Below are 20600 nucleotides of genomic sequence, written 5' to 3'. Positions count from 1 at the left end.
AAGCGGTGTTCCTTTATGCTGTCCGTCATATGAGACGCGGAAGCGCGTATGGCAAGTTCAGAAGCGCTCAATCTTTTCAAAAGCGTTGATCTGATGGCGCGGCCATTGACCCGGTGCGATCGTGTAGAGGTCGATGACCAGGTCGAGCTTGCGCAGCCGCGGCTTCTTTTCCAGAAGCGCCAGTCCGGCCTGCCACAGGCGTTCCTGCTGGATAGTGGAGACGGTCTCGAAAGCCTCTTCGTGGCTGCGGCGCTGCTTGACCTCGACCAGATGCAGGCGCGTGCCCTTCTGGGCCAGGATATCGATTTCGCCCTGCGGCATTTTGAGGCGAAAGCCGAGGATGCGGTAGCCTTTCAGCATCAGGTGGATGAGGGCAACATATTCGGCCAGATGGCCGCGTTTGTGTGCTTTCGCTCCCCGAAGCGCCTTATCCACGCGCCTTGCCCTGCATTTCGAGCGCCTTCTGATAGATCATTTTGCGCGGTAATCCGAACATGGCGGAAAGCTGTTTGGCGGCATCGGCGGGGGCGTAGCTTTCCAGAGCCAGTTTCAGCGCCTCTTCGAGATTTTCGGCCGACGGGGCGGCCTCGGCCGGCGGCGCAATCACAAGAACGATCTCTCCCTTAGGCTCCTGCAAGGCCGGATCGGCGACCAGTTCGGAAAGCGTGCCGCGATGAGCGGTTTCGTACAGCTTGGTCAGCTCACGGCAGACACAGGCTTCACGGTCGCCGAGCACGCTCAGGATATCGGTCAGGGAGTCGTGCAGTCGTGGGCCGGTCTCGAACATGACGAGGGTCGCCGGTTGGGCGGCAAATTCGCTGAGGAAGGTTTTCCGGGCTGCGGATTTATTGGGCAGAAAACCGGCGAACAGGAAGCGGTCGGTCGGCAGGCCGGAAAGGCAAAGCGCCGCCAGTACTGCCGAGGCGCCGGGTATGGGATGAACCTTGGCGCCGGCCTTCTGCGCCTCGCTGACCAGCCGGAAACCGGGATCGTTGATCAGCGGCGTGCCGGCATCCGAGACCTGGGCGATGATCTGGCCCTGCGCCAGCCGGTCGAGAATTTCCGGCAGAATTTTTTCGCCGGCATGATCGTCATAGCGCAGCAGTTTCTTCTTGAGGTCATAGGCGGCCAGCAGCTTGCCGGCGACGCGGGTATCCTCGGCCAGCACCACATCGGCGGCGCGCAGGATATCGAGCGCGCGCAGAGTAATGTCGCGCAGATTGCCGATCGGCGTGGCGACGATATAGAGGCCGGGGGAGACGGCGCGCGGCGGCGGAGCGAAAAGAGATTCCATAAGATCAGCCTAGCAGTTCAAACAGCAGCCGGTCCAGCACCACACGGCCCTTTTCGGTGGCGCGCAGGCGATCCGCAGTCAGCTCCATAAAGCCCTGCTCGATGAGGGGCGTGGCTTTCTCGATGATAGGCAGATTGGGCAGGCGATTCAGCGCCACGCCTTCAGTGAGACGCAGGCCCAGCATCAGGGCTTCTTCCTCGGCTTCGGAAGGCGTTAAAGGTATAGCCTCGATAGGATCGGCAGCGGCCGTGTAGGTTTTGAGATCCTTTTCGGCGACCGTAGCCGTACGGGCGCCATTCCGCGTCAGGCGGCCATGAGCGCCGGGGCCGATGCCCATATAGTCAACGCCTTCCCAGATCAGCACATTGTGCGCCGAACGTGCCGCCTTACCGCGGGCATGGTTGGAGACCTCATAGGCTTCGAAACCGAGCGATCCCAGAACATCGAGCGTTCGGAAATAGAAGCTTTCGGCCAGTTCTTCTTCGGGTGGCGACCATAGCTTGCGTTTAACGGCGCGACCGAACGGCGTGGTCTGTTCGATGGTCAGTTGGTATGGAGAGATATGTTCGATACCGAGTGCAGCGGCGGCACGCAGTTCGGTCTCCCAGGCATCGAGCGTCTGGTTCGGCAGGGCATAGATCAGGTCGAGCGAAACACGACCAAAAACGGTTTGCGCCGTCTCGATACCGCGGATGGCTTCGGCGGCGGAATGGTTGCGGCCAAGGAATTTCAGCGCCGCGTCATCCAGGGATTGGACGCCAAGGGACAGACGATTGATGCCGGCGGCGCGGAAGCCTTCGTAGCGTGAAATCTCGGCGTCGGTCGGGTTGGCTTCCAGCGTGATTTCGATATCGTCCGTATAGGGAAAAAGGTCGCCTGCCTGCGCGATCAGTTCGGCCACCCAGTCCGGCGGCAGTAACGAAGGCGTGCCGCCACCGAAGAAGACACTGGCCAGTTGGCGGTTGCCCAGGCCTTCCGCCTGCCGTCGCATATCGGCCATGATGGCGTCGAAAAGCGCGCGCTGCGAGGCCTGGCCGCGATCTCGCGTGACGTTGAAATCGCAATAGGGGCAGATGCGTGAACAGTAAGGCCAGTGGATATAGAGGGAGAGGGGTTTTGCCCCCTCCAGCGCGACTGGGCGCGCCACCTCCCCCGCTATTGCAGGGGAGGAGAAGTTATCGCCAATCAAAACAGTGCCGCCCGTAGCTGCTCGAAGGCGAGATGGCGATGGCTGATCTTGTCTTTTGTTTCGGGGTCCATTTCGGCGAAGGTGACGTCATAGCCATTCGGCCGGAAGATTGGATCGTAGCCAAAGCCCTTGTCGCCGCGTTTCGGGAAGACGATCTCGCCATCGACGCGGCCTTCAAAAACCGCCGCGTGACCCTCCGGCCAGGCCACGGCCAGGGCGCAGGTGAACCAGGCATTCAGGCTGGTCTTACTTTCAGTTTCGCGGGCGATGCGCATCTTGTGCTCGATCACCTCCATGGCGCGGTCGAAATCCTTGTAAGGTCCGGCCCAGCGGGCGCTATAGATGCCGGGGTCGCCATCCAGCGCCTCTATGCTGAGGCCAGAATCGTCGGCCAGGGCCACCATACCGGCGCTCATAGCGGCATGGCGGGCCTTCAGGATGGCGTTGCCGATAAAGCTGACCTCGGTTTCCGGTGGTTCTGGCAAGCCCAGCGAACCGGCGGTGATGACCTTATAGCGACCTTCCAGCATGGCGGAAATTTCCACAGCCTTGCCAGGATTATGCGTGGCGGCGATCAGCTTCTGGTCGGGGATCAGGTGCAGGGGCATATTGGTTCTCTCGTTTCACGCTGTCTAACCCATCCTTACAAATAGGTCACTTGTGTTTTATGTGGAACTTATGGAACACTAAGGGAAATTCGAGGACTAAAACATGCGTTTCCTGGGGCCGCGCTCCATTTCCAGCCTGCTGAAGACGGCGCTCGATGTCGTCTATTACGGCCTCTACAGCCTGATCGCCGTGGTGGTGGCGCTGTCGGTCTGCCTGCTCAGTGTGCCCAATCTGGCCGCGGAAGCGGTGCGGCGCTTCAATGTCGATGCCAGCTTGTCAGCCGGGTCGATGGCCTTCATGCTGATGGCGTTCGGTGCCTCGCTGGCCGGCTACCTGCTGATCACCCACTGGACGCGGCAGATTTTCCGCACCCTGTCCGAAGGGGATGTTTTCCATCCGGACAACACTATCCGCCTGCGCTGGATCGGCTTTGGCCTTGGGGCGCTGGAGGTTTTCGGTTATCTGGCGCGCGGTGTGGCCTCGGGGGTGTTTCACCTGCATTTTGAACCGATCTACGGCCTGCGCGCGGTGACGACCTGGTTTGCCGTTCTGGTGGTTTTCGTGTTGGCGGAGGTCTTCAAGGAAGGTGCCCGCCTGCGCCAGGAAGTGGACCGCACCATATGAGCAAGACGCCCCTTTTTACGGAAAAGTGGAAGCCACTTTTCCTAAGGAGCTTTGGATGATTAAACTTAAACTGGCGGAAGTCCTGGCCCGCAAACGACTGTCTATCGTCGAATTGTCCGACCGCACGGGCCTCAGTGTGCGCGATCTCGAAATCCTGCGTGATCAACAGGCGCTGGCCCTGCGTCTTCGGACACTGGATTGCCTGTGCCGGGCGCTGGGCTGCCAACCCGGTGACCTGATCGAATATGCGGCGGAAGACTCTGAGTAAGTAAGAACCCCCACCACCACGCCTTCGGCGCGGTCCCCCTCCCCGACAAGTCGGGGAGGTATAAGAAGGACAAGGCCCCTCTATTCCTGTACCTCCCCCGGCTATGCCGGGGAGGGGGACCATGAGCGCAGCGAAATGGTGGCGGGGTTTCTTGCTAAACTTATTTTGCCGCCAAGGCCGCGTTCTGGAGCTCGAAAAGCTCTTTCGCACCCTTGATACCAAGATCATACAGCGCGTTGAACTCGTCGCGTGAGAAGCCGCGCTTTTCACCCGTGGCCTGGATTTCGACCGCTTCCAGATTGCCGGTGATGACGAAATTGGCGTCGGTTTCGGCGTTGGAATCCTCATCATAATCGAGATCGAGCACCGGGGTGTTTTCAAAGATACCGCACGAAATGGCGGCCACCTGATCGAGGATCGGCGATTTTTCCAGCACCTTGTCGGCCACCAGCTTGTTGCAGGCCATGGCCAGCGCCACCCAGGCGCCGGTGATAGAGGCGGTACGGGTGCCGCCATCGGCCTGGAGTACGTCGCAATCCAGTGTGATCTGGCGTTCGCCAAGGGCCTTGAGGTCGATGATGGCGCGCATGGAGCGGCCGATCAGGCGCTGGATTTCCTGGGTGCGGCCCGATTGCTTGCCGGCGGCGGCTTCGCGGCGCGAACGGGTGTGGGTCGAGCGCGGCAACATACCGTATTCGGCCGTCACCCAGCCCTGGCCCTTGCCTTTCAGGAAGCCCGGCACGCCCTGTTCCAGCGAGGCCGTGACCAGTACCTTCGTGTGGCCAAAGGTGACGAGGCACGAACCCTCGGCATAGCGCGTCACGCCGGTTTCCAGAGTCACGGCGCGCATCTGGTCGGGCTTGCGGTTGGATGGGCGGATGGTTTTCAGCGCGGAAAGGGCGTCAAAGTGCGACATGCGGGGCCTCATGAGGATAATGCCCTGCCCGTACAGGAAAGCGACCGCTATGGGAACGCCGATACCGTAATAAAAGTAGCGAGACTCTATTTTTTCTTTTCGCTAGGTGGTGGCGGGTAAGGAACAGGTATGGCCACCTTGCATGATGAGGTGGCACAAACATAGGGCTGTCCCTTATAGACGCCGGAGGTCTGGCCAGGCGGTATCACCTTTTTGGCGGGCATAGTTTGCGCCATTGGATCGTTGCCGCGACCATTCTGCGGAGCATCGGTCCTGCCGAGGTCTCCGTGAGGCGATGGCGAAGGCAGCGCATTTATATCAACGCAGGCGGCAAGACCCGCCGCGGCCAGAAGCCCGACGACAACAAGGATGTGTTTCATCATTCCGAACCGTAGCGGTTTTGTTCCTGCTCCAGCGGCGTGCGGGTATTATAGACCGGCGTGACCGTCTTGCACTTTTTATCGGCGCAGGCGAAGCCGCGATGGTCGTCGTCATGCGAGGTCCATTCGGCAATGCGCGTGGCCGGGCGGATCAGGCCGGGCGTGGTATCGACGGCCGCCAGATTGCCTTGTTTTTTAAGATCGGCATAGGCGGCGGACGTCTTTGCCGGCGTTTGCAGGGCTTCGGTCACGGCCGGTGAGGCCGGCGGTGCGTAGGTGTAGTTCTCGGCCAACGCCGCCGTGGTGGCGGCCTGACCTAGTATCATGATGCAGGCGAAACATACCGGGCGCATGACAGACTCCTTCTTTCGCCTGCCAGATTTGGCTTCATTTATGGCACAATTGTGGCGGTTAATAAGGCTTGGCGCGGGGGCTCAGGCTTTGCTAAACTGAGGGGGTGAAACACTCCCCGCACATGACCGGCCTGATGAATTCCAGCGCGTCCTTAAGCGAACTGGATCAGCGCGCCCGTGATATCTTCCGCCATGTGGTCGAGACCTATCTGGAAACCGGCGAGCCGGTCGGGTCGCGCACCGTCTCCAAAGGCGGCGTCCACCTGTCGCCGGCCTCGATCCGCAACACCATGCAGGACCTGGCGCATCTGGGTCTGCTCTCCGCACCGCATACCTCCTCCGGCCGGATGCCGACCCATCAGGGCCTGCGGCTGTTTGTCGACGGCCTGCTGGAGATCGGCGATATCGGCGAAGTGGCCAAACGCGATATCGAGGCCCGGCTGACCGGTCGCGGTCAGACCTTTGACCAAGCGCTGCGCGAGGCCAGCCAGATGCTTTCGGGCCTCGCCGGCGGCGCGGGCGTCGTGATGACGCCCTCCTTCGAGGCCGGGGTCAAACACGTCGAATTTATCGCCCTTTCCGCCGAACAGGCCCTGACCGTGCTGGTCTTTGATGACGGCCGGGTGGAAAACCGCCTGATGCCTCTGGCGCCCGGCATGACGCCTTCGGTGCTGGCCGAGGCATCGAACTATCTCAACAGCCACCTCAAGGGCCGCACGCTTTCCGAAGCGCGCGTGGAACTCAAGGCCGAACTGGAGGCCGAACGCCAGCGGCTGGACGAGGCCGCCGCGCGGCTGATCGAGGAAGGTCTGGCCGTCTGGTCGGGCGGGGACAAGGAAAAGCGCGCCCTGATCGTGCGCGGCCGCGCCAATCTGCTGGAAGCGACCCAGAGCCTGGAAGACCTGGAGCGGGTGCGGTCGCTCTTCGAGGATCTGGAGCAGAAGGAAGAGCTGATCGACCTGCTGGATGACGTGAAAGACGCGCAAGGGGTGCGAATTTTCATCGGATCGGAATCGAAACTGTTTTCTTTATCGGGTTCGGCTGTTATTGCAGCGCCCTATATGGTGTCCCCGCAAAAGGGCGCGGCGAAGGTGATGGGTGCGATCGGCGTGATCGGGCCCGCCCGGTTGAATTATGCGCGCATCATCCCACTTGTGGACTACACCGCCCGGATTCTGGGCCGCCTGCTTGAGTAAGGGGCGACCAAAAAGAGATTATGAGGACTGAATTATGAGTGATGAAATCGAGAACGAAGACGGTAACGAACTGGAGCAGGACGCGACGGCGCTGCTCAATGCCGAGCTGGAAAAGCTGACCGCCGAGAACGCCGCCCTGAAGGAACAGGCCCTGCGTTACGCCGCCGAGGTCGAGAACATCAAGCGCCGCGCCGAACGCGAAGGCAATGACGCGCGCGCCTACGGCATCCAGAAATTCGCCACCAGCCTGCTGAATGTCGCCGACGTGCTGCAACGCGCGCTCGGTTCCGTGCCGGCCGATATCGCCGATCCGGCCTTCAAGAACTTCGTGGCCGGCATCGACATGACTGAAAAGGAACTGGCCGGCGCATTTGAGAAGAACGGCGTTAAAAAGATTAACCCGCTGAAGGGCGAGAAGTTTGATCCCAACCTGCACCAGGCGGTGATGGAACAGCCCTCGACCGAGGTCGAGGGTGGCGGTGTCATCATGGTGATGCAGGCCGGTTACGAGCTGTTCGGTCGCGTGATCCGTCCGGCCATGGTGGCGGTGGCCGCCAAGTCGGCGGCGGCGCCGGTGAAGAATGGCTATGACAGCGGCGCCGCGGAAGGCGAGCATAAGGTCGATACCCAGGCTGAGTAGGTTACAGTCCGTATGGACATTAAACCCCCGCCGGTTTCCGGCGGGGGTTTTTTTGCGCCATGTCAAAAGTAAACAGGTTTCAGGGCGAATGCCGAACGGCACGGAAACGAATCAGCGACGAATCACTGACATCGTCAGGTTACCTGTTTGTTCACCGCTATATCTGGTAGCTTAAAACCGGCTTAACCATAGGCTTTCAGCCACTAACGGCGGTTACGGTCAGGCTGCGGCGTCGGCCATCGGGCGATTGCCAGTCAATGGTCTGGCCGACGGAAACGCCGATCAAGGCGGCGCCGACCGGCGTCAGGATCGAGATACGGTCAGCGGCAATATCAGCCCGGTCCGGGAAGACCAGTTCGGCTGTTCGGCTCAGGCCGTCTTCCGTGGTGAAGGTGACATGGGAGCCCATCCGCACCGTTTCCGGCGGCAGTTTGTCCTGAGTCACGATACGGGCGCGTTCCAGTTCGGTCAGCAACTGTTCGGCAGCGGCGGCCAGATGGCCGCGCGCCTGATCGGCCAGCCGGTGCAGGGCGTCGAGATCGTCTTCGCCGATCAGGATAGCGGGCAGGCGGATATGCCTGGGTGATTGGATATGGGTCTGGGACATGATTTCATACACAAGAGCGCCCGGAGGCGGATTTCACCACGGGCGAAAGGAACATTCAGGATGTGTGTGCCGGTGAAGATGGCCAGGCGGATTAAGCTCCGGTCATCTGCATAAAAGGGCGCCCCCGAAGCTCGGAGGGCGCAGGGCCGAGCCTCGGGCTAGGACCCTGTGACAGGATTCCCTTTGAGTGAACGAACAAGCGTGAGCCGGGCGCGGATAATCATAAGCCTAAGGTAGGTCCGTGGACCGGAAAGTCAAGCTTGGCGCGGCTTGACGATGCTTGCGGCTGTAACTAACACTGGTGGTCTCATTTGAAGGGGCCTCCATGTTGAAACATCGTCTTGCCGTCGCCGCCAGTCTGCTGGTCTTTGTCTCTTCCGCGGCGGTGGCTAGGCCCTGGACGGTAAAACCGGAATGGGTGGCAGCGCATGAAGCCTTTCTGGCCTCGGATGCCCTGCGCGGCCGCAAGAGCGCCTCGCCTGACGAAGCCATCGCGGCGGCCTATGTGGCGGCGCAGTTCCAGAGCTATGGGTTGATGCCGGCACCGGGCATGGATGGCTATCTGCAAACCGCTGGGGTGGTGACGCCGAGGCTGACGGGCCATGCGGTGCTGAATGCCGGCGCCGCCAGGGTTAGTGAAGATGATGGCCTGACTTTACTTTATTCCAGTGGCAAGCCGGTATCCGGCAACCTGGCCGTGGTGCCTGCCGATGATATTGCCAATCTGCCCGCCGGGGATATCCTGCTGATCAGCAATTCGGGTAAGACGCCGCTTTCTGGCTGGTGGCGCGCCGCCCGTAGCAAGGGCGTGAAGCTGTTGATCGTGCGCGAAAGCGATGACAGCCGCGCCCTGCTGAAACGTTTTGGCGGCCAGACCGGCACCGCGCCGCAACTGGACAGCGGCCAGAATGGCATGGGCGGCGCGCGTCCGGACCTGATCGCCCTGTCCGATGCGGCTTTCGCTCAGGTGACCGCCGCCAATGGTCAGGCGGTTACGCTTGATCTCGGCGGCGCCACGCTGGAACGGAGCCTCACCACCAATGCCATCGGCTATCTCGAAGGCAGCGACCCATCGGCGGGCCTGATCCTGGTGACGGCGCACCTCGATCACCTGGGTGTGCAACCGGACGGGACCATCATGCACGGCGCCAATGACGATGCCTCGGGCACTGTGGCGGTGCTGGAAGTGGCCCATGCTCTGGCCGCCGGGAAAAAGCCCAGGCGCGGCATCCTGTTTGTCGCCTATGGCGCGGAAGAAATCGGCGGGCTGGGCTCGACATATTTTGGCGAACATCCACCCGTTCCGCTCGAAAAAATTGTCGCCAATCTCGAATTCGAGATGATCGGGGCGCAGGATCCGAAAATGGCGAAGGGCGAACTGATGATGACTGGTTTCGAGCGCTCAAACCTGGGCGAGACCCTGAAAGCCAAGGGCGCGAAAGTGACCTCCGATCCCTATCCGGACCAGCATTTCTTCGAGCGCTCGGATAACTACTCTCTGGCGCTGAAGGGCATTGTCGCCCACACCATTTCTGGCTGGGCGGTGACGCCGACCTATCACGACAAGACCGATGACATCGCCCATCTCGACCTGCCCTTCATGACCCAGGCGATCCAGTCGCTGATCGTGCCGGTGAAATACCTGGTGAACAGTGATTTCAGGCCGGAATGGAAGCCGGGCGGCAAGCCTCAATAGGCACAGGTTCCTGATTGCTTTCTTACCTTCCGGCGCGGAGACTCCGCCGGGAGGGGAGAGGATCAGGAGGCCATCATGGTCAAGACCGCTGAAAAACCAAAAGACGATAATGACGTGAAATATGGTCATGTCGAGAACAAGACTGATATCGACAAGATATTCGGTGAAATCCGCGATGATATCAAACACGCGCATGACCGTGAGCGGCTGACTGAACTTTATCGCCGGGCCGGGTATCTGATCACCCTGACCTATGCGCCGGCCTGGGAAAAGCGCTTCGGCGACAAGGCGGCGGGCCTGCGCAAAGAAGCCGAGACCGACTTCAGAAAAACGGCGCGCCTGATCAATGCAAAAGCGGAGGATATCGGCGAAAAGGCCGATTACGATGAATCCTGGGGCCGGATGAAGGACTGAGACGCGATATCTTGACCGCGCTCCCCTTTTCGCGTTTCCCTGTGACTCGGCAGAGGGGGATGATATGCGGATTTGGGTTCCAGGGGTATTTATCTTATCTATTCTGTTTCTGGTTGCCGGTTTCGGACAGGCGAAAGCCGCCGAGACGGGGCCGAGCTTCAGTTGCGCCCATCCCTCCGCACTGGAAGCAATCATCTGCAAGGATAAGGGGCTGTCGCAACAGGACCGTGACCTGGCCAGGCTTTATGCGCGGTCGAAAATCGACCTGTTCAATACAGGCCCTTCCGGACAGGCTGCGCTGCAGAAAGCCTGGCTGGCGAACCGGAACCGTGACTGTGCCGATACGCGCTATGGCCCTTCCGACACATGCCTGAGCAGCGCCTACCGGGCGCGGCTGGGTGAACTGGCCGTGGCGACGCTTTTTCGTGACCCGGATGACTCGTTGGCGATCCTGAAGCGCGAATATCCGAAACTGGCGCTGCTCTATGTCGCGCTCTACCAATATGTCACGATCCGCGATGACGCCAGACGCCGGCAGGTGGTGGGGGCGCTGGTGGAAAACGCTCAAGAACAGTCTGACGACGAAAACGTAAAATCCATGACGCCGGAAGAGGTCGTGGCTTCCGACAAGGGGTTCAGTGCCTATTTCGTGGTCGCCGATATGGCGGCGGGGGATATCATGCCCATGCCGTGCGATGCGCTGCTGCGCCGGCCGGGCCTGATCGAGGCGCTCGGCGCCTATTACGGCGGGATGCTGGACAGCATGGTGCCGGATTCCGATTGCGACGCTATGCTGCCGCCGGTGCCGGAACTGGAAACCTTCGCCGACCACGCCTGGCAGGATGTCGGTGACTGCGACGGCACGATCCGCTTTTCGGTTTTCCGTGATTCCCAGAAAATGCTGACCGTTGTGCGGCTGCACCGTGACGATATCTGGAAGGACAGCTTAAGTGAAGACCTGCCGCCTGCCCGCGCGGCGGCGGGCGCCGTGGCGGTGAAGGTGCTGACCGGTTATTACATTCGTGCCTACAGGCTGGCGCCGGAGGTGGCGGCGGTGGATGCCCAGACCGCTATCGGCGCATTGAGCGCCAGTATCTATAACGGCTGCGGGGAATAGAAAAGGGAGCGCCACGCGACGCTCCCTTAGACTTATGTGCAGTCCGAGACGGCTTAGAAGGTGAAGTGGCCGCCGATCGAGAAGACGCTGGCGCTGGCGTCGTTCAGGGTGCCCTTGACGATGATCGGGGTCTGGACGGCGGTGCCGGCATAGGCGGCGGTGGTGGTGCTGAGCGCACTCTTGTCGAAGGCGACATAGGTGAAGGCGGCATCGATGGCGAAGCTCGGCGTCACCTGATAGCTGGTGCCCACGGCGTAATCGATGCGGTCGGCGTCCGGCACGCGGGCGTCGCGGTGGCCGTCACGGGTGGGGGTCTGGTCGGACTGGATGCCGGCGCGGACCGTCCACTTGTCATTGAGCACATAATCGCCGCCGATCGCTAGGCTGACCGTGTCGCGGTAGTCTTCCGGAATGGCCTGGTTCACCGAGCCGGTGATGGTGATGTAGTCAAATTCGCTCCAGCCGAAGCTGATCACCTGGGCGTGCAGGGCCAGCTTGTCAGTGGCCTGCAGGGTCACGCCCAGCATGGTTTGCGACGGTGTGCTGAAATCAGCCTTGAGATTGCTGACCGTACCGTTGGAGCCGGCAATCGGGCCGAGCAGGCCGGAAATCGTCAGGTCACCGCTTAGTTCGTGCTTGATGGCTGACTTGTAGCTCAGGCCGACCGTGACCTTGTCATGATGCGCCTGAGCGCCGATCGTATAGCCGTAATTCCAGCCGTCGCCTTCCAGCGTCTGGGCGCCATCCGGCAGTAGGGGCGAGAGGTTCGGCAGGGCGTTGTTCAGCGTCGCCTTGGTGTATTCGGCATTGAGGCCGACGCCGAGGCTCAGCCAGTCATTGACCGTGAAGGCGACGACCGGTTGGATATCGACCGTGGTCAGGCGGGTCTTATCGGCATCATAGCGTGCCCAGCTATCGGCGTCGTAATTGGTCTCAAACGAGAAGGGCGCGGTGACCGTAACCCCGATGGCGACGCGGTCATTGAGCGGCATGGAGAAGGAGCCATTGGGCAGGACGCCGTTCGAGATCGGGTTCTTGGCCGAGGGGTTGCCGCCGACCGAGGCTGGGGCCTGGCCCGGACGGACGATGATCGTGCCGGCATCATCGACATTGCCCTTGGGGGCGATATAGGCGGCGCCGAAGGATAGCTCCTTCGTGGTCGAGCCGGCAATGGCGGCCGGGTTCCACCACAGGGCGTCGGCGCCCTGGGCGCTGACGGCGCCGGAATAGGCATTGCCGGCCTGCTTGGCCGAAAGGTCTTGCAGATAGAAGCCGCCAGCATGGGCGGCGGTGGTAGCGCCCGCCATCAGGGCGAGCGTGGAGGCGGCGATAAGGGCCTTGATCGGAAAAGCAGTCACGTGCGTTTGCTCCTGTAAAACTGTACTCGGCTGGCGCTTCTCAGACGCCGTTGCCCCTAGCTACACATTACGCTTACGTTCACGTCAAGAGATTTGTTGACGTCCGTGTCAACTTTTTCGAGAGTGTAATAAATTTGACATTCTCGTCAGGAGGAGGTTACGTTCACGTCAAGCGGGCAGAAACTGGCCATGCCGACCTGCCTTAACGCAAGTAGGCGACAGGAAACAAAGTGGAGAACAGCCGTGATTCGTAAAATTTTACTGGTGGGCGTTCTGGCGATGTGGACCGGTTCGGCCATCGCCGCGGAGCCGATCGAAGGCGACTGGAAAACGATGAAGGGCGATACCGCCCATATCGCGCCCTGCGCTGAAGGGTTCTGCATCAAGCTCATCAACGGCCCTTACGCCGGCAAGGAAATCGGCCACCTGAAAGGTAATGGCGGGCTTTATAACGGCCAGATTACTGATCCGAAGGACGACAAGACCTATGATGGCTCTGCGGCGGTGACCGGCAATAATCTCAAGCTCCAGGGCTGCGTGCTCAAGGTTTTCTGCAAGTCGCAGGTGTGGACACGGCTTTAACACCTGCTGACTCTTTCTGGCCGGCGCGGGTTCATGATGCAGCGGTCAAGACGTGGAGGATGCCATGGACAGCCGTTTTATCTGGTACGAACTGATTACCCAGGATCTCGACGCCGCGATCGGCTTTTACAGCGATGTCGTCGGCTGGAAGGTGCTGGCCAGCGAAACCCCCGGCATGGATTACCGCCGGATCACCGCTGATGGCGAAGGCGTGGGCGGCATGATGAAGGCCCCGGATGCCGGTATGCCCCCGGCCTGGTTCGGCTATGTCAATGTGGCCGATGTCGATGCGCAGGTCACCGCTTTTGAGACTGCCGGCGGCAAGGTTTTGTGGCCCGCCAATGATCTGCCCGGAGTCGGCCGCATGGCCATGGTGGCTGACCCGCAGGGCGCGGCGATCTATGTCATGGCCCCGACCGGCGAAGGCGAGAGCCAGGCTTTCAGCTCGGACATGGGCCATTGCGGCTGGAACGAATATCACGGCAAGGACTGGGAAAAGGCGTTCGATTTCTACGCCGGCCGTTTCGGCTGGGTGAAGGACGTGGCCATGGATATGGGGCCCGCTGGCACCTATCAGGTGTTCACGTCGGGCGGTGTCCAGACCGGCGGCATGATGAATAATCCGCTGCCGCAGCAGGCCTGGCTGTTCTATTTCAATGTCGGTGATATCGATGCCGCGGTGGGGCGCGTGACCTCCGGCGGCGGTGCGATTCTGGTGCCGCCGATGGAGGTGCCCGGCGGCATGTGGGCGGTGACGGCCAGTGATCCGCAAGGCGCCATGTTCGGTATGCTGGGCTCGCGTCCGTGACGCATCTGACAAGGCGAGGCAATGTGACAGCGGGCGCAGTGGCGGTCGGTGCGGTTGCGCTTGGGGCGTTCGCCATCGGCGCCATTGCCGTGGGAGCGGTGGCGATCGGGCGGCTGCGCATTCTGGAAGCGCGTATCGAGAAGCTGTCGGTGGAGACGCTGACGGTCGAGCATCTGAGCGTGCAGTCGAAAGACCCGTAACAGCCTCTCCTCTGTTGCGTTCGCTTAAGCCGGCTGGTGGGCGGGCTTAAGGTTCATGGCCGTGGCGAAGGCCATTGTGTCGGTATATTGCTGGAAGGCCGTGGCCTTGAACCGCGCCGAATACCGGCCGAGCGCCACCAGCCGGTCGCCGGCATCAAGAACGGATTCTATATCCAGGTGGTAATTGTCCCAGTCATTGTTCAGACGGGTAAAAACGCCTTTCAGAACGGCATCCGGCCCGATGTAGGGATTACGGTCGGCATAGGGATTATGCTCCGCCTCATTCCACACGATTTTCGGCGACATGCCGGCCAGGACCGTGGGCATGTCGCCCCGTCCGAAGGCCGCATAGAGACTCTTCAGTAACTCAACATTTGCACTTTTCATGATGTTTCACCTCTGTAGAGGCGGCGCACACCGAAAGCTGGCGGCAAACTGTCTGTCGTCAATAATCCGGGTGCTTGTCACCGCCGGTTATGAACACACAATACTGTACGCGGGGTACTGGTCATATTGAATCATATCGGCGGTCACAAGTAAAGGCGGGCCGGTTATTACCCCTCCGTCGCGGACTTACGCCGCGCCACCTCCCCTCCAAGAGGGGAGGATTTTTTTATGGAGGGGCGGTGGCCAGTTGCGTGAGCAGGTCGCGGCCATGGGCGAAGGTCTGGGCCAGATTGTGATAGGGCGTGTCGCGGCTGGTCGGTGTGGGTTTCGCGGGCGGTTTGGCCGGCGCCGGGGTCTCGCCGCGATCCAGGGCGTCGAGCAGGGCTTCCATATCGTCAAGCGCGGCATCGAGCACGGCGCCATCATCGGTTTCCGCAGTGTCCTCAACGCCGTCATCGTCGTAACGATAGACGAAGGGCGCTTCCGGTTCGGAGGCGTGGACGGGTACGGGCGCGCGAGCAGGCGTTACCGGGCGCGGCGCGTGTGCCTTGACCTTGGTGAACAACTGGACCGTGACGCGATCGGCGGTGCCGAGGCAGCGCATGGCGCGGTCGCCCTCCAGCCAGGATTGCGGCTTGGGCAGGGTCTTGATGGTTTCCATGATCTCGTCGGACAAAGCGCGCAGCGCTGCCCGCCGATGTTCGAGCGGCGAGAGGTCGGCGGCGATGTCGTCAGAGGTCTCCATCAGGGAATGATGGCGCGGTTTTTGGCAGCGGGGATAAGATCACACTCTCCTCCCTTGCAAGCGTAGCGCAGCGGCAACTTCGTTGTGAGGAAGATGGCGCGGCGAAAGTCCGCGACGGAGGGGGCGTTTCTGACATCGCTGTTGGCCCCCTCCGTCAGCGACACCGGCTCTTCGAGCCTCGCGCTGCCACCTCCCCCGTACGCTGCGCTACAGGGGAGGAGAGTAACTAAATTGACGCGCAAGGATGTCACTTACGCGCAGTTTGTAGAAAAGCTCGCTGCAATCAGTATTGACGAAAAAGAGGTAAACTCGCGGGATTAATCTTCGTTTTCAACGCCATGTATGGCCGTGATGCGATAGGCGTAAGGGCGACCATTTAGATTTTCAACGTTCACATCTACATCGAATACTTTCTTGTAGATATTATCTTCCGCTTCCTTAATCTCATGCTCAATTTTAGCTTTTACTAAATCGGTGGCGTAAAAAACCTTCCTTGGATCTTGGCTGATTTTCCCGATCCTAACCTTGTGACCAGTTGGTTTTCCGGTTTTCACCTGCGTTGTATTTGTTTCTGTAAATTGCATCAAAACGCGCTCATGATCGGCTCGGCTCAAATGAGCCAATTCCGCCTTATGCTCCACCAGCCGCTGCTGGATTTCTCTGGCTTGTGTGGTGTCGTACTCGATAGAGACACGAATAGTCTCGCTATCGGTTATTCTCTCCATTGAGGCGACTTTTACGCTTGCCCCGCTATTATTTGCGGGAATGGCAAGTAAATGCTCGTAGTGGGTCAGCTCTGATTTTGTCGCGTCTGGGGCCCTGCCACGTTTTTTTAAATATGGAGATATGCGATTGTTCAGGCGCTCAAGAAACTCATCCATAGAGTTTATTGCCGAAACTATGCCACCGACGGCAACCACGGCTCCCACACTAGCAATTAACATGTGAGAAGGGTCAAGCATCCACGGTATCAGGTCGGCTATCACGGAACCTGCGCGAACTTGCTTAACGTAGAGAGATGAGTCTCCAGATATCTCTGGATGCTTCTCTTTCATAAATCGGTCGTACTCAGCGCCTAATGCCGTAAATGAACATACGAAATCTCGCAGTTCAATCGGATCGTCACAGTCCAAAGTTAACCGAATAAATTGTTCGCCCCGTTCCATAAACTGACGGTAGCTTCTCGACTTTAAATTGTCATCAAACATTTTAATCTCGAACCGCGCCGATACCGCAGTCGTTTGTTATATGACGTCGGAATTTTATTCCAATCGCGGGCGAGAAGGGCCTCGCTCCGGGGCGATATTCAGCATTAAGTGTAACCTAGCTAAAGCTCAGAAACTGCATCAAGTAAGAAACCCCACCACCCTCCGGCTGCGCCGGACGGTCCCCCTCCCCATCGGAGATGGGGAGGTATAAGGAGAAGGTTGCCACACGCGCTGTAGCGATGCCGGGTTAAGGGTGCCTCGCACCCTTACCGCAAAAATTTTAGGGGCATTTGGCCCCATACCCTTGCAGGGGCGTTTCAATCTCCCATATCGGCTACAGCTTTCAGGTGTCCTTCTTTGGAAGGGGCTTGAAAAAATCCCTTAATTCATCTTAACGGGGATGGACAATCGCGGCGCTTCTCTTTCATAAGGCCGCCAAAACCCATTCGCCTCAACGGAGCAGATTGAAATCCATGGCTAAAATTATCGGTATCGACCTCGGCACGACCAATTCCTGCGTCGCCGTCATGGACGGCAAGAATCCCAAGGTGATCGAAAACGCCGAAGGCGTGCGCACCACGCCGTCCGTCGTCGCCATTGTCGACGACTCGGAGCGTCTGATCGGCCAGCCCGCCAAGCGTCAGGCCGTCACCAACCCGTCCAACACCTTCTTCGCCATCAAGCGCCTGATCGGCCGCAACTATTCCGACCCGATGGTCCAGAAGGACAAGGGCATGGTCCCTTACGAAATCTCCAAGGGCCCCAACGGCGACGCCTGGGTCAAGGCCCACGGCAAGGACTATTCGCCGCAACAGATCTCTGCCTTTATCCTGACCAAGCTGAAGGAAGACGCCGAAGCCTATCTGGGCGAAACCGTCACCCAGGCCGTCATCACGGTTCCGGCCTATTTCAACGACGCCCAGCGTCAGGCCACCAAGGACGCCGGTAAGATCGCCGGTCTGGAAGTGCTGCGCATCATCAACGAGCCGACCGCGGCCGCCCTGGCCTACGGTCTGGACAAGAACGACGGCAAGAAGATCGCCGTTTACGACCTCGGTGGTGGTACGTTCGACGTCTCGGTGCTCGAAATCGGTGACGGCGTGTTTGAAGTGAAGTCGACCAACGGCGACACCTTCCTGGGTGGTGAAGACTTCGACATGCGTGTCGTGGATTACCTGGCCGACGAGTTCAAGAAGGAAAACGGCGTCGACCTGCGTTCCGACAAGCTGGCCCTGCAACGCCTCAAGGAAGAAGCGGAAAAGGCCAAGAAGGAACTGTCGACGGTTGCGCAATACGACCTGAACCTGCCTTTCATCTCGATGAACGCGTCCGGCCCGCTGCACCTGAACCTGAAGCTGACCCGCGCCAAGCTGGAAAGCCTGGTTGAAGACCTGATCCAGAAGACCGTTGGCCCCTGCCAGCAGGCGCTGAAGGACGCCGGCCTGAAGGCGTCGGATATCGATGAAGTCGTTCTCGTCGGCGGCATGACCCGTATGCCGAAGGTCGTCGAAGCCGTGAAGAACATCTTCGGCCGCGAACCGCACAAGGGCGTCAACCCGGATGAAGTCGTGGCGCTGGGCGCCGCCATCCAGGCCGGCGTTCTGCAAGGCGATGTCAAGGACGTGCTGCTGCTGGACGTGACCCCGCTGACGCTCGGCATCGAGACCCTGGGTGGTGTGTTCACCCCGCTGATCGAACGCAACACCACGATCCCGACCAAGAAGTCGCAGACCTTCTCGACCGCCGACGACAACCAGTCGGCCGTGACGATCCGCTGCTTCCAGGGCGAGCGCCCGATGGCCGCCGATAACAAGCTGCTGGGTCAGTTCGACCTGGTCGGCATTCCGCCGGCGCCGCGCGGCGTGCCGCAGATCGAAGTCACCTTCGATATCGACGCCAACGGCATCGTCAATGTCCACGCCAAGGACAAGGCGACCAACAAGGAGCACTCGATCCGCATCCAGGCCAATGGCGGTCTCTCCGATGCCGACATCGAGGAAATGATCAAGAACGCCGAAGCCAACAAGGCCGAGGATGAGAAGCGCAAGGCCCTCATCGAAGCCCGCAACCAGGCCGACGCCCTGATCCACTCGACCGAAAAGGCCGTGAAGGACTTTGGCGACAAGGTCTCAGCGGAAGACAAGACCGCCGTGGAGACCGCCATTGCTGACCTGAAAACGGCCAAGGACGGTGAAGATGTGGAAGACATCAAGGCCAAGCATCAGGCCCTGATGACCGCCTCGATGAAGCTCGGTGAAGCCATGTACGCCGCGCAACAGGCCGGCGAAGGTGGCGAAGAGCCTTCGGCTGCCGCCGATGACAATGTGGTCGATGCCGATTTCGAGGAAGTCGACGGCGACGACCAAAAGCGAGGCTAAGACCTCACATGGATGCGACGGCTGACCTTGATACGGGTATCGCGGCCGCATCCCGCACGGACGGGGCGGCAAGGTTTGACTCCTTGCCGCCTTTCCTTCTAATTTCCCAAACAAACTGGACAGATGAAGCCGTTCGCCCGCGCGATGCGTGGACGATGTGGCTGATATCGGGGCAAGCAGTATGAGCAAGCGTTGTTATTACGAAGTGCTGGGCGTTGAGCGCACGGTCGATGAGGTGGTCCTCAAATCGGCCTTCCGCAAGAAGGCCATGGAGCACCATCCGGACCGCAATCACGGTGACGATGGAGCCGAAGCGCGCTTCAAGGAAGTCAACGAAGCGTACAGCGTCCTTTCGGATGCGCAGAAGCGCGCGGCCTATGATCGCTACGGTCATGCCGGTGTGAATGGCCAGAGCGCCGGTGGTGGTTTTGGCGGCGGCGGCTTCGGTGGCGCAGGCTTCTCGAACGTCGAGGACATCTTCTCGGAAATGTTCGGCGATATCTTTGGTCAGCAGCAGCGCCGCGGGCCTCAGGGTGCGCAGCGCGGCCCGGATGTGCGCGCCGATTACGAAATCACGCTGGAACAAGCCTATAAGGGCGCCGAGGTCGAGATCACCATCCCGACGACCATGACCTGCGAGGTCTGTCATGGCTCCGGCGCCAAGGCTGGCACCAAGCCGGTCACCTGCTCAACCTGCGGCGGTCAGGGCCGCGTACGCGCTTCGAACGGTTTCTTTGCCGTGGAGCGCACCTGCCCGACCTGTAACGGCCAGGGCCAGACGATCAAGGATCCCTGCACCGAATGCCGCGGCCACGGCCAGGTGCGCCAGAACAAGGACTTGAAGGTCCGCATCCCGGCCGGCGTCGATGATGGCGCGCGCATCCTGCTGAAGGGCGAGGGCCAGGCGGGCACGCGCGGCGGGCCGAAGGGTGACCTCTATATTTTCCTGACTGTGGCCGAACACGATATCTTTGAGCGCGATGGCGCCGACCTGCACTGTTCGATACCGGTGCCGATGACGACGGCTATTCTCGGCGGCGAGCTGGACGTGCCCTGCCTGATGGGTGGTGAAGGCTGTGACGGCCAGTGCAAGCTCCAGATCGAAATCCCCGAAGGCGCCCAGACCGGCCACAAGGTCAAGATCAGGGAACGCGGGATGCCGGTGCTCAATTCCAAGAAGAAGGGCGACCTGATTGTCGAACTTTTCATCGAGACGCCGAAACACCTGACCGCCCGCCAGAAGGAATTGATGAAGGAATTCGCCCAGATTTCCGAGGAACAGACCTATGCGCAGTCACAGGGCTTCATGCACAAGGCCAGGCGCTTCTGGGACGATATCACCGGCGCAGCGGCGCAATAAGGGGCAGGGTCGCGGACCCTGCACCCACAAGTTATCTGAGTTTGAAATCCTGCCGGAGCCTCTCCGGCGGGATTTTATTTTAGCAAAGAAACCCCACCACCAACGCGCAAGAGCGCGTCGGTCCCCCTCCCCGGCATAGCCGGGGAGGTATAAAGCTCGCCTTCTTATACCTTTACTGGGGAGCGACTGTGTTATTAGTCAAGTTTTTTGTTCAGTCCACGGCCTGTTATCTCTGATCATGGCGTTGATCTGTGTCAGTAGTTTCCTGGCG

General features: G+C 60.2%; 23 protein-coding genes. 12 read left to right on the top strand and 11 right to left on the bottom strand.

Annotated features, from left to right (window positions below):
• Positions 1–57: 57 nt before the first annotated feature.
• The 4 genes from BLO49_RS13995 to rdgB are packed head-to-tail and all read right to left on the bottom strand — an operon-like array spanning position 58 to position 3091.
• Positions 58–435 carry a YraN family protein gene (locus BLO49_RS13995; RefSeq protein WP_090649800.1) on the bottom strand — a complete coding sequence of 126 codons (378 nt, stop codon included), beginning with the start codon at positions 433–435 and terminating at the stop codon, positions 58–60.
• On the bottom strand, positions 428–1294 hold the full coding sequence (gene rsmI, locus BLO49_RS13990; protein ID WP_090649799.1) for a 16S rRNA (cytidine(1402)-2'-O)-methyltransferase: 867 nt from the start codon (positions 1292–1294) through the stop codon (positions 428–430). Before rsmI ends, BLO49_RS13995 begins: the two co-directional genes overlap by 8 nt.
• A 4-nt stretch (positions 1295–1298) precedes the next feature.
• The gene (hemW, locus tag BLO49_RS13985; RefSeq protein WP_090649798.1) at positions 1299–2441 is read right to left on the bottom strand and encodes a radical SAM family heme chaperone HemW; all 1143 of its coding nucleotides are present in this window, start codon (positions 2439–2441) and stop codon (positions 1299–1301) included.
• Between the two features lie 38 nt (positions 2442–2479).
• Positions 2480–3091: an RdgB/HAM1 family non-canonical purine NTP pyrophosphatase gene (rdgB, locus tag BLO49_RS13980; RefSeq protein WP_090649796.1), complete on the bottom strand. Its 612-nt coding sequence runs from the start codon at positions 3089–3091 to the stop codon at positions 2480–2482.
• 103 nt (positions 3092–3194) lie between these two features.
• Between rdgB and BLO49_RS13975 the strand changes: the two genes are divergently transcribed.
• Positions 3195–3716 carry a DUF2975 domain-containing protein gene (locus BLO49_RS13975; protein ID WP_090649794.1) on the top strand — a complete coding sequence of 174 codons (522 nt, stop codon included), beginning with the start codon at positions 3195–3197 and terminating at the stop codon, positions 3714–3716.
• Positions 3717–3771: 55 nt separating this feature from the next.
• Positions 3772–3984, top strand: a complete 213-nt coding sequence (locus BLO49_RS13970) for a helix-turn-helix domain-containing protein (RefSeq protein WP_090649793.1) — start codon at positions 3772–3774, stop codon at positions 3982–3984.
• A gap of 160 nt (positions 3985–4144) precedes the next feature.
• Here BLO49_RS13970 and rph read toward each other — a convergent pair whose 3' ends face one another.
• The gene (gene rph, locus BLO49_RS13965) at positions 4145–4864 is read right to left on the bottom strand and encodes a ribonuclease PH (RefSeq protein WP_139159709.1); all 720 of its coding nucleotides are present in this window, start codon (positions 4862–4864) and stop codon (positions 4145–4147) included.
• A gap of 415 nt (positions 4865–5279) precedes the next feature.
• On the bottom strand, positions 5280–5633 hold the full coding sequence (locus tag BLO49_RS13955; RefSeq protein ID WP_090649788.1) for a hypothetical protein: 354 nt from the start codon (positions 5631–5633) through the stop codon (positions 5280–5282).
• A gap of 122 nt (positions 5634–5755) precedes the next feature.
• Here BLO49_RS13955 and hrcA point away from each other — a divergent pair, with 122 nt between their 5' ends.
• Both hrcA and grpE read left to right on the top strand, forming a co-directional pair.
• The gene (hrcA, locus tag BLO49_RS13950) at positions 5756–6829 is read left to right on the top strand and encodes a heat-inducible transcriptional repressor HrcA (protein ID WP_090649786.1); all 1074 of its coding nucleotides are present in this window, start codon (positions 5756–5758) and stop codon (positions 6827–6829) included.
• 34 nt (positions 6830–6863) lie between these two features.
• Complete coding sequence (gene grpE / locus BLO49_RS13945; RefSeq protein WP_090649784.1) at positions 6864–7469, top strand: nucleotide exchange factor GrpE; 606 nt, start codon at positions 6864–6866, stop codon at positions 7467–7469.
• A gap of 196 nt (positions 7470–7665) precedes the next feature.
• On the opposite strand, the gene rnk is transcribed toward grpE, so the two are convergent.
• The gene (gene rnk, locus BLO49_RS13940; protein WP_090650150.1) at positions 7666–8076 is read right to left on the bottom strand and encodes a nucleoside diphosphate kinase regulator; all 411 of its coding nucleotides are present in this window, start codon (positions 8074–8076) and stop codon (positions 7666–7668) included.
• Between the two features lie 325 nt (positions 8077–8401).
• On the opposite strand from rnk, the gene BLO49_RS13935 reads away from it, so the two are divergent.
• The 3 genes from BLO49_RS13935 to BLO49_RS13925 all read left to right on the top strand — a co-directional run bounded on the left by BLO49_RS13935 (position 8402) and on the right by BLO49_RS13925 (position 11303).
• Complete coding sequence (locus BLO49_RS13935; RefSeq protein ID WP_090649783.1) at positions 8402–9772, top strand: M28 family metallopeptidase; 1371 nt, start codon at positions 8402–8404, stop codon at positions 9770–9772.
• A gap of 75 nt (positions 9773–9847) precedes the next feature.
• On the top strand, positions 9848–10186 hold the full coding sequence (locus tag BLO49_RS13930) for a hypothetical protein (RefSeq protein ID WP_090649781.1): 339 nt from the start codon (positions 9848–9850) through the stop codon (positions 10184–10186).
• 64 nt (positions 10187–10250) lie between these two features.
• The gene (locus tag BLO49_RS13925) at positions 10251–11303 is read left to right on the top strand and encodes a lysozyme inhibitor LprI family protein (protein ID WP_090649780.1); all 1053 of its coding nucleotides are present in this window, start codon (positions 10251–10253) and stop codon (positions 11301–11303) included.
• A 53-nt stretch (positions 11304–11356) separates the two neighbouring features.
• Here BLO49_RS13925 and BLO49_RS13920 read toward each other — a convergent pair whose 3' ends face one another.
• Positions 11357–12661 (bottom strand): OmpP1/FadL family transporter, encoded by a 1305-nt coding sequence (locus BLO49_RS13920; protein ID WP_090649778.1) that lies wholly within the window; start codon positions 12659–12661, stop codon positions 11357–11359.
• A 243-nt stretch (positions 12662–12904) separates the two neighbouring features.
• On the opposite strand from BLO49_RS13920, the gene BLO49_RS13915 reads away from it, so the two are divergent.
• The 3 genes from BLO49_RS13915 (at position 12905) to BLO49_RS13905 (ending at position 14251) form a co-directional block, all read left to right on the top strand.
• Entirely contained in the window at positions 12905–13243 is a 339-nt protein-coding gene (locus tag BLO49_RS13915; RefSeq protein ID WP_090649776.1) for a DUF2147 domain-containing protein, read from the top strand.
• 64 nt (positions 13244–13307) lie between these two features.
• Complete coding sequence (locus tag BLO49_RS13910; protein WP_090649775.1) at positions 13308–14051, top strand: VOC family protein; 744 nt, start codon at positions 13308–13310, stop codon at positions 14049–14051.
• A gap of 23 nt (positions 14052–14074) precedes the next feature.
• Entirely contained in the window at positions 14075–14251 is a 177-nt protein-coding gene (locus BLO49_RS13905; protein ID WP_220083753.1) for a hypothetical protein, read from the top strand.
• 24 nt (positions 14252–14275) lie between these two features.
• On the opposite strand, the gene BLO49_RS13900 is transcribed toward BLO49_RS13905, so the two are convergent.
• From BLO49_RS13900 to BLO49_RS13885, 3 genes are all read right to left on the bottom strand, one after another.
• Positions 14276–14638, bottom strand: coding sequence for a nuclear transport factor 2 family protein (locus BLO49_RS13900; RefSeq protein WP_090649771.1), 363 nt, complete (start codon positions 14636–14638; stop codon positions 14276–14278).
• A 226-nt stretch (positions 14639–14864) separates the two neighbouring features.
• Entirely contained in the window at positions 14865–15383 is a 519-nt protein-coding gene (locus BLO49_RS13895; protein ID WP_090649769.1) for a hypothetical protein, read from the bottom strand.
• A gap of 317 nt (positions 15384–15700) precedes the next feature.
• Positions 15701–16591: a hypothetical protein gene (locus BLO49_RS13885; RefSeq protein ID WP_090649767.1), complete on the bottom strand. Its 891-nt coding sequence runs from the start codon at positions 16589–16591 to the stop codon at positions 15701–15703.
• Between the two features lie 473 nt (positions 16592–17064).
• Here BLO49_RS13885 and dnaK point away from each other — a divergent pair, with 473 nt between their 5' ends.
• On the top strand, positions 17065–18969 hold the full coding sequence (gene dnaK / locus BLO49_RS13880) for a molecular chaperone DnaK (RefSeq protein ID WP_090649765.1): 1905 nt from the start codon (positions 17065–17067) through the stop codon (positions 18967–18969).
• Between the two features lie 181 nt (positions 18970–19150).
• A complete protein-coding gene (dnaJ, locus tag BLO49_RS13875; RefSeq protein WP_090649763.1) occupies positions 19151–20329 on the top strand; it encodes a molecular chaperone DnaJ in 1179 nt (392 codons plus the stop codon).
• Positions 20330–20600 lie beyond the last annotated feature (271 nt).

It is taken from the genome of Asticcacaulis taihuensis, assembly GCF_900100255.1.
GTDB lineage: Bacteria > Pseudomonadota > Alphaproteobacteria > Caulobacterales > Caulobacteraceae > Asticcacaulis > Asticcacaulis taihuensis.
The sequence above is the reverse complement of the archived record's forward strand: the minus strand, read 5'-3'. Positions and strand labels throughout refer to the sequence as shown.

Excerpts from the sequence above, each read along its gene's own strand:
- rsmI (WP_090649799.1), bottom strand. The coding sequence starts at position 1,294 with ATGGAATCTCTTTTCGCTCCGCCGCCGCGCGCCGTCTCCCCCGGCCTC.
- rdgB (WP_090649796.1), bottom strand. The coding sequence starts at position 3,091 with ATGCCCCTGCACCTGATCCCCGACCAGAAGCTGATCGCCGCCACGCAT.
- BLO49_RS13975 (WP_090649794.1), top strand. The coding sequence starts at position 3,195 with ATGCGTTTCCTGGGGCCGCGCTCCATTTCCAGCCTGCTGAAGACGGCG.
- BLO49_RS13970 (WP_090649793.1), top strand. The coding sequence starts at position 3,772 with ATGATTAAACTTAAACTGGCGGAAGTCCTGGCCCGCAAACGACTGTCT.
- BLO49_RS13955 (WP_090649788.1), bottom strand. The coding sequence starts at position 5,633 with ATGCGCCCGGTATGTTTCGCCTGCATCATGATACTAGGTCAGGCCGCC.
- hrcA (WP_090649786.1), top strand. The coding sequence starts at position 5,756 with ATGACCGGCCTGATGAATTCCAGCGCGTCCTTAAGCGAACTGGATCAG.
- grpE (WP_090649784.1), top strand. The coding sequence starts at position 6,864 with ATGAGTGATGAAATCGAGAACGAAGACGGTAACGAACTGGAGCAGGAC.
- rnk (WP_090650150.1), bottom strand. The coding sequence starts at position 8,076 with ATGTCCCAGACCCATATCCAATCACCCAGGCATATCCGCCTGCCCGCT.
- BLO49_RS13935 (WP_090649783.1), top strand. The coding sequence starts at position 8,402 with ATGTTGAAACATCGTCTTGCCGTCGCCGCCAGTCTGCTGGTCTTTGTC.
- BLO49_RS13930 (WP_090649781.1), top strand. The coding sequence starts at position 9,848 with ATGGTCAAGACCGCTGAAAAACCAAAAGACGATAATGACGTGAAATAT.
- BLO49_RS13925 (WP_090649780.1), top strand. The coding sequence starts at position 10,251 with ATGCGGATTTGGGTTCCAGGGGTATTTATCTTATCTATTCTGTTTCTG.
- BLO49_RS13910 (WP_090649775.1), top strand. The coding sequence starts at position 13,308 with ATGGACAGCCGTTTTATCTGGTACGAACTGATTACCCAGGATCTCGAC.
- BLO49_RS13900 (WP_090649771.1), bottom strand. The coding sequence starts at position 14,638 with ATGAAAAGTGCAAATGTTGAGTTACTGAAGAGTCTCTATGCGGCCTTC.
- BLO49_RS13895 (WP_090649769.1), bottom strand. The coding sequence starts at position 15,383 with ATGGAGACCTCTGACGACATCGCCGCCGACCTCTCGCCGCTCGAACAT.
- BLO49_RS13885 (WP_090649767.1), bottom strand. The coding sequence starts at position 16,591 with ATGTTTGATGACAATTTAAAGTCGAGAAGCTACCGTCAGTTTATGGAA.
- dnaK (WP_090649765.1), top strand. The coding sequence starts at position 17,065 with ATGGCTAAAATTATCGGTATCGACCTCGGCACGACCAATTCCTGCGTC.
- dnaJ (WP_090649763.1), top strand. The coding sequence starts at position 19,151 with ATGAGCAAGCGTTGTTATTACGAAGTGCTGGGCGTTGAGCGCACGGTC.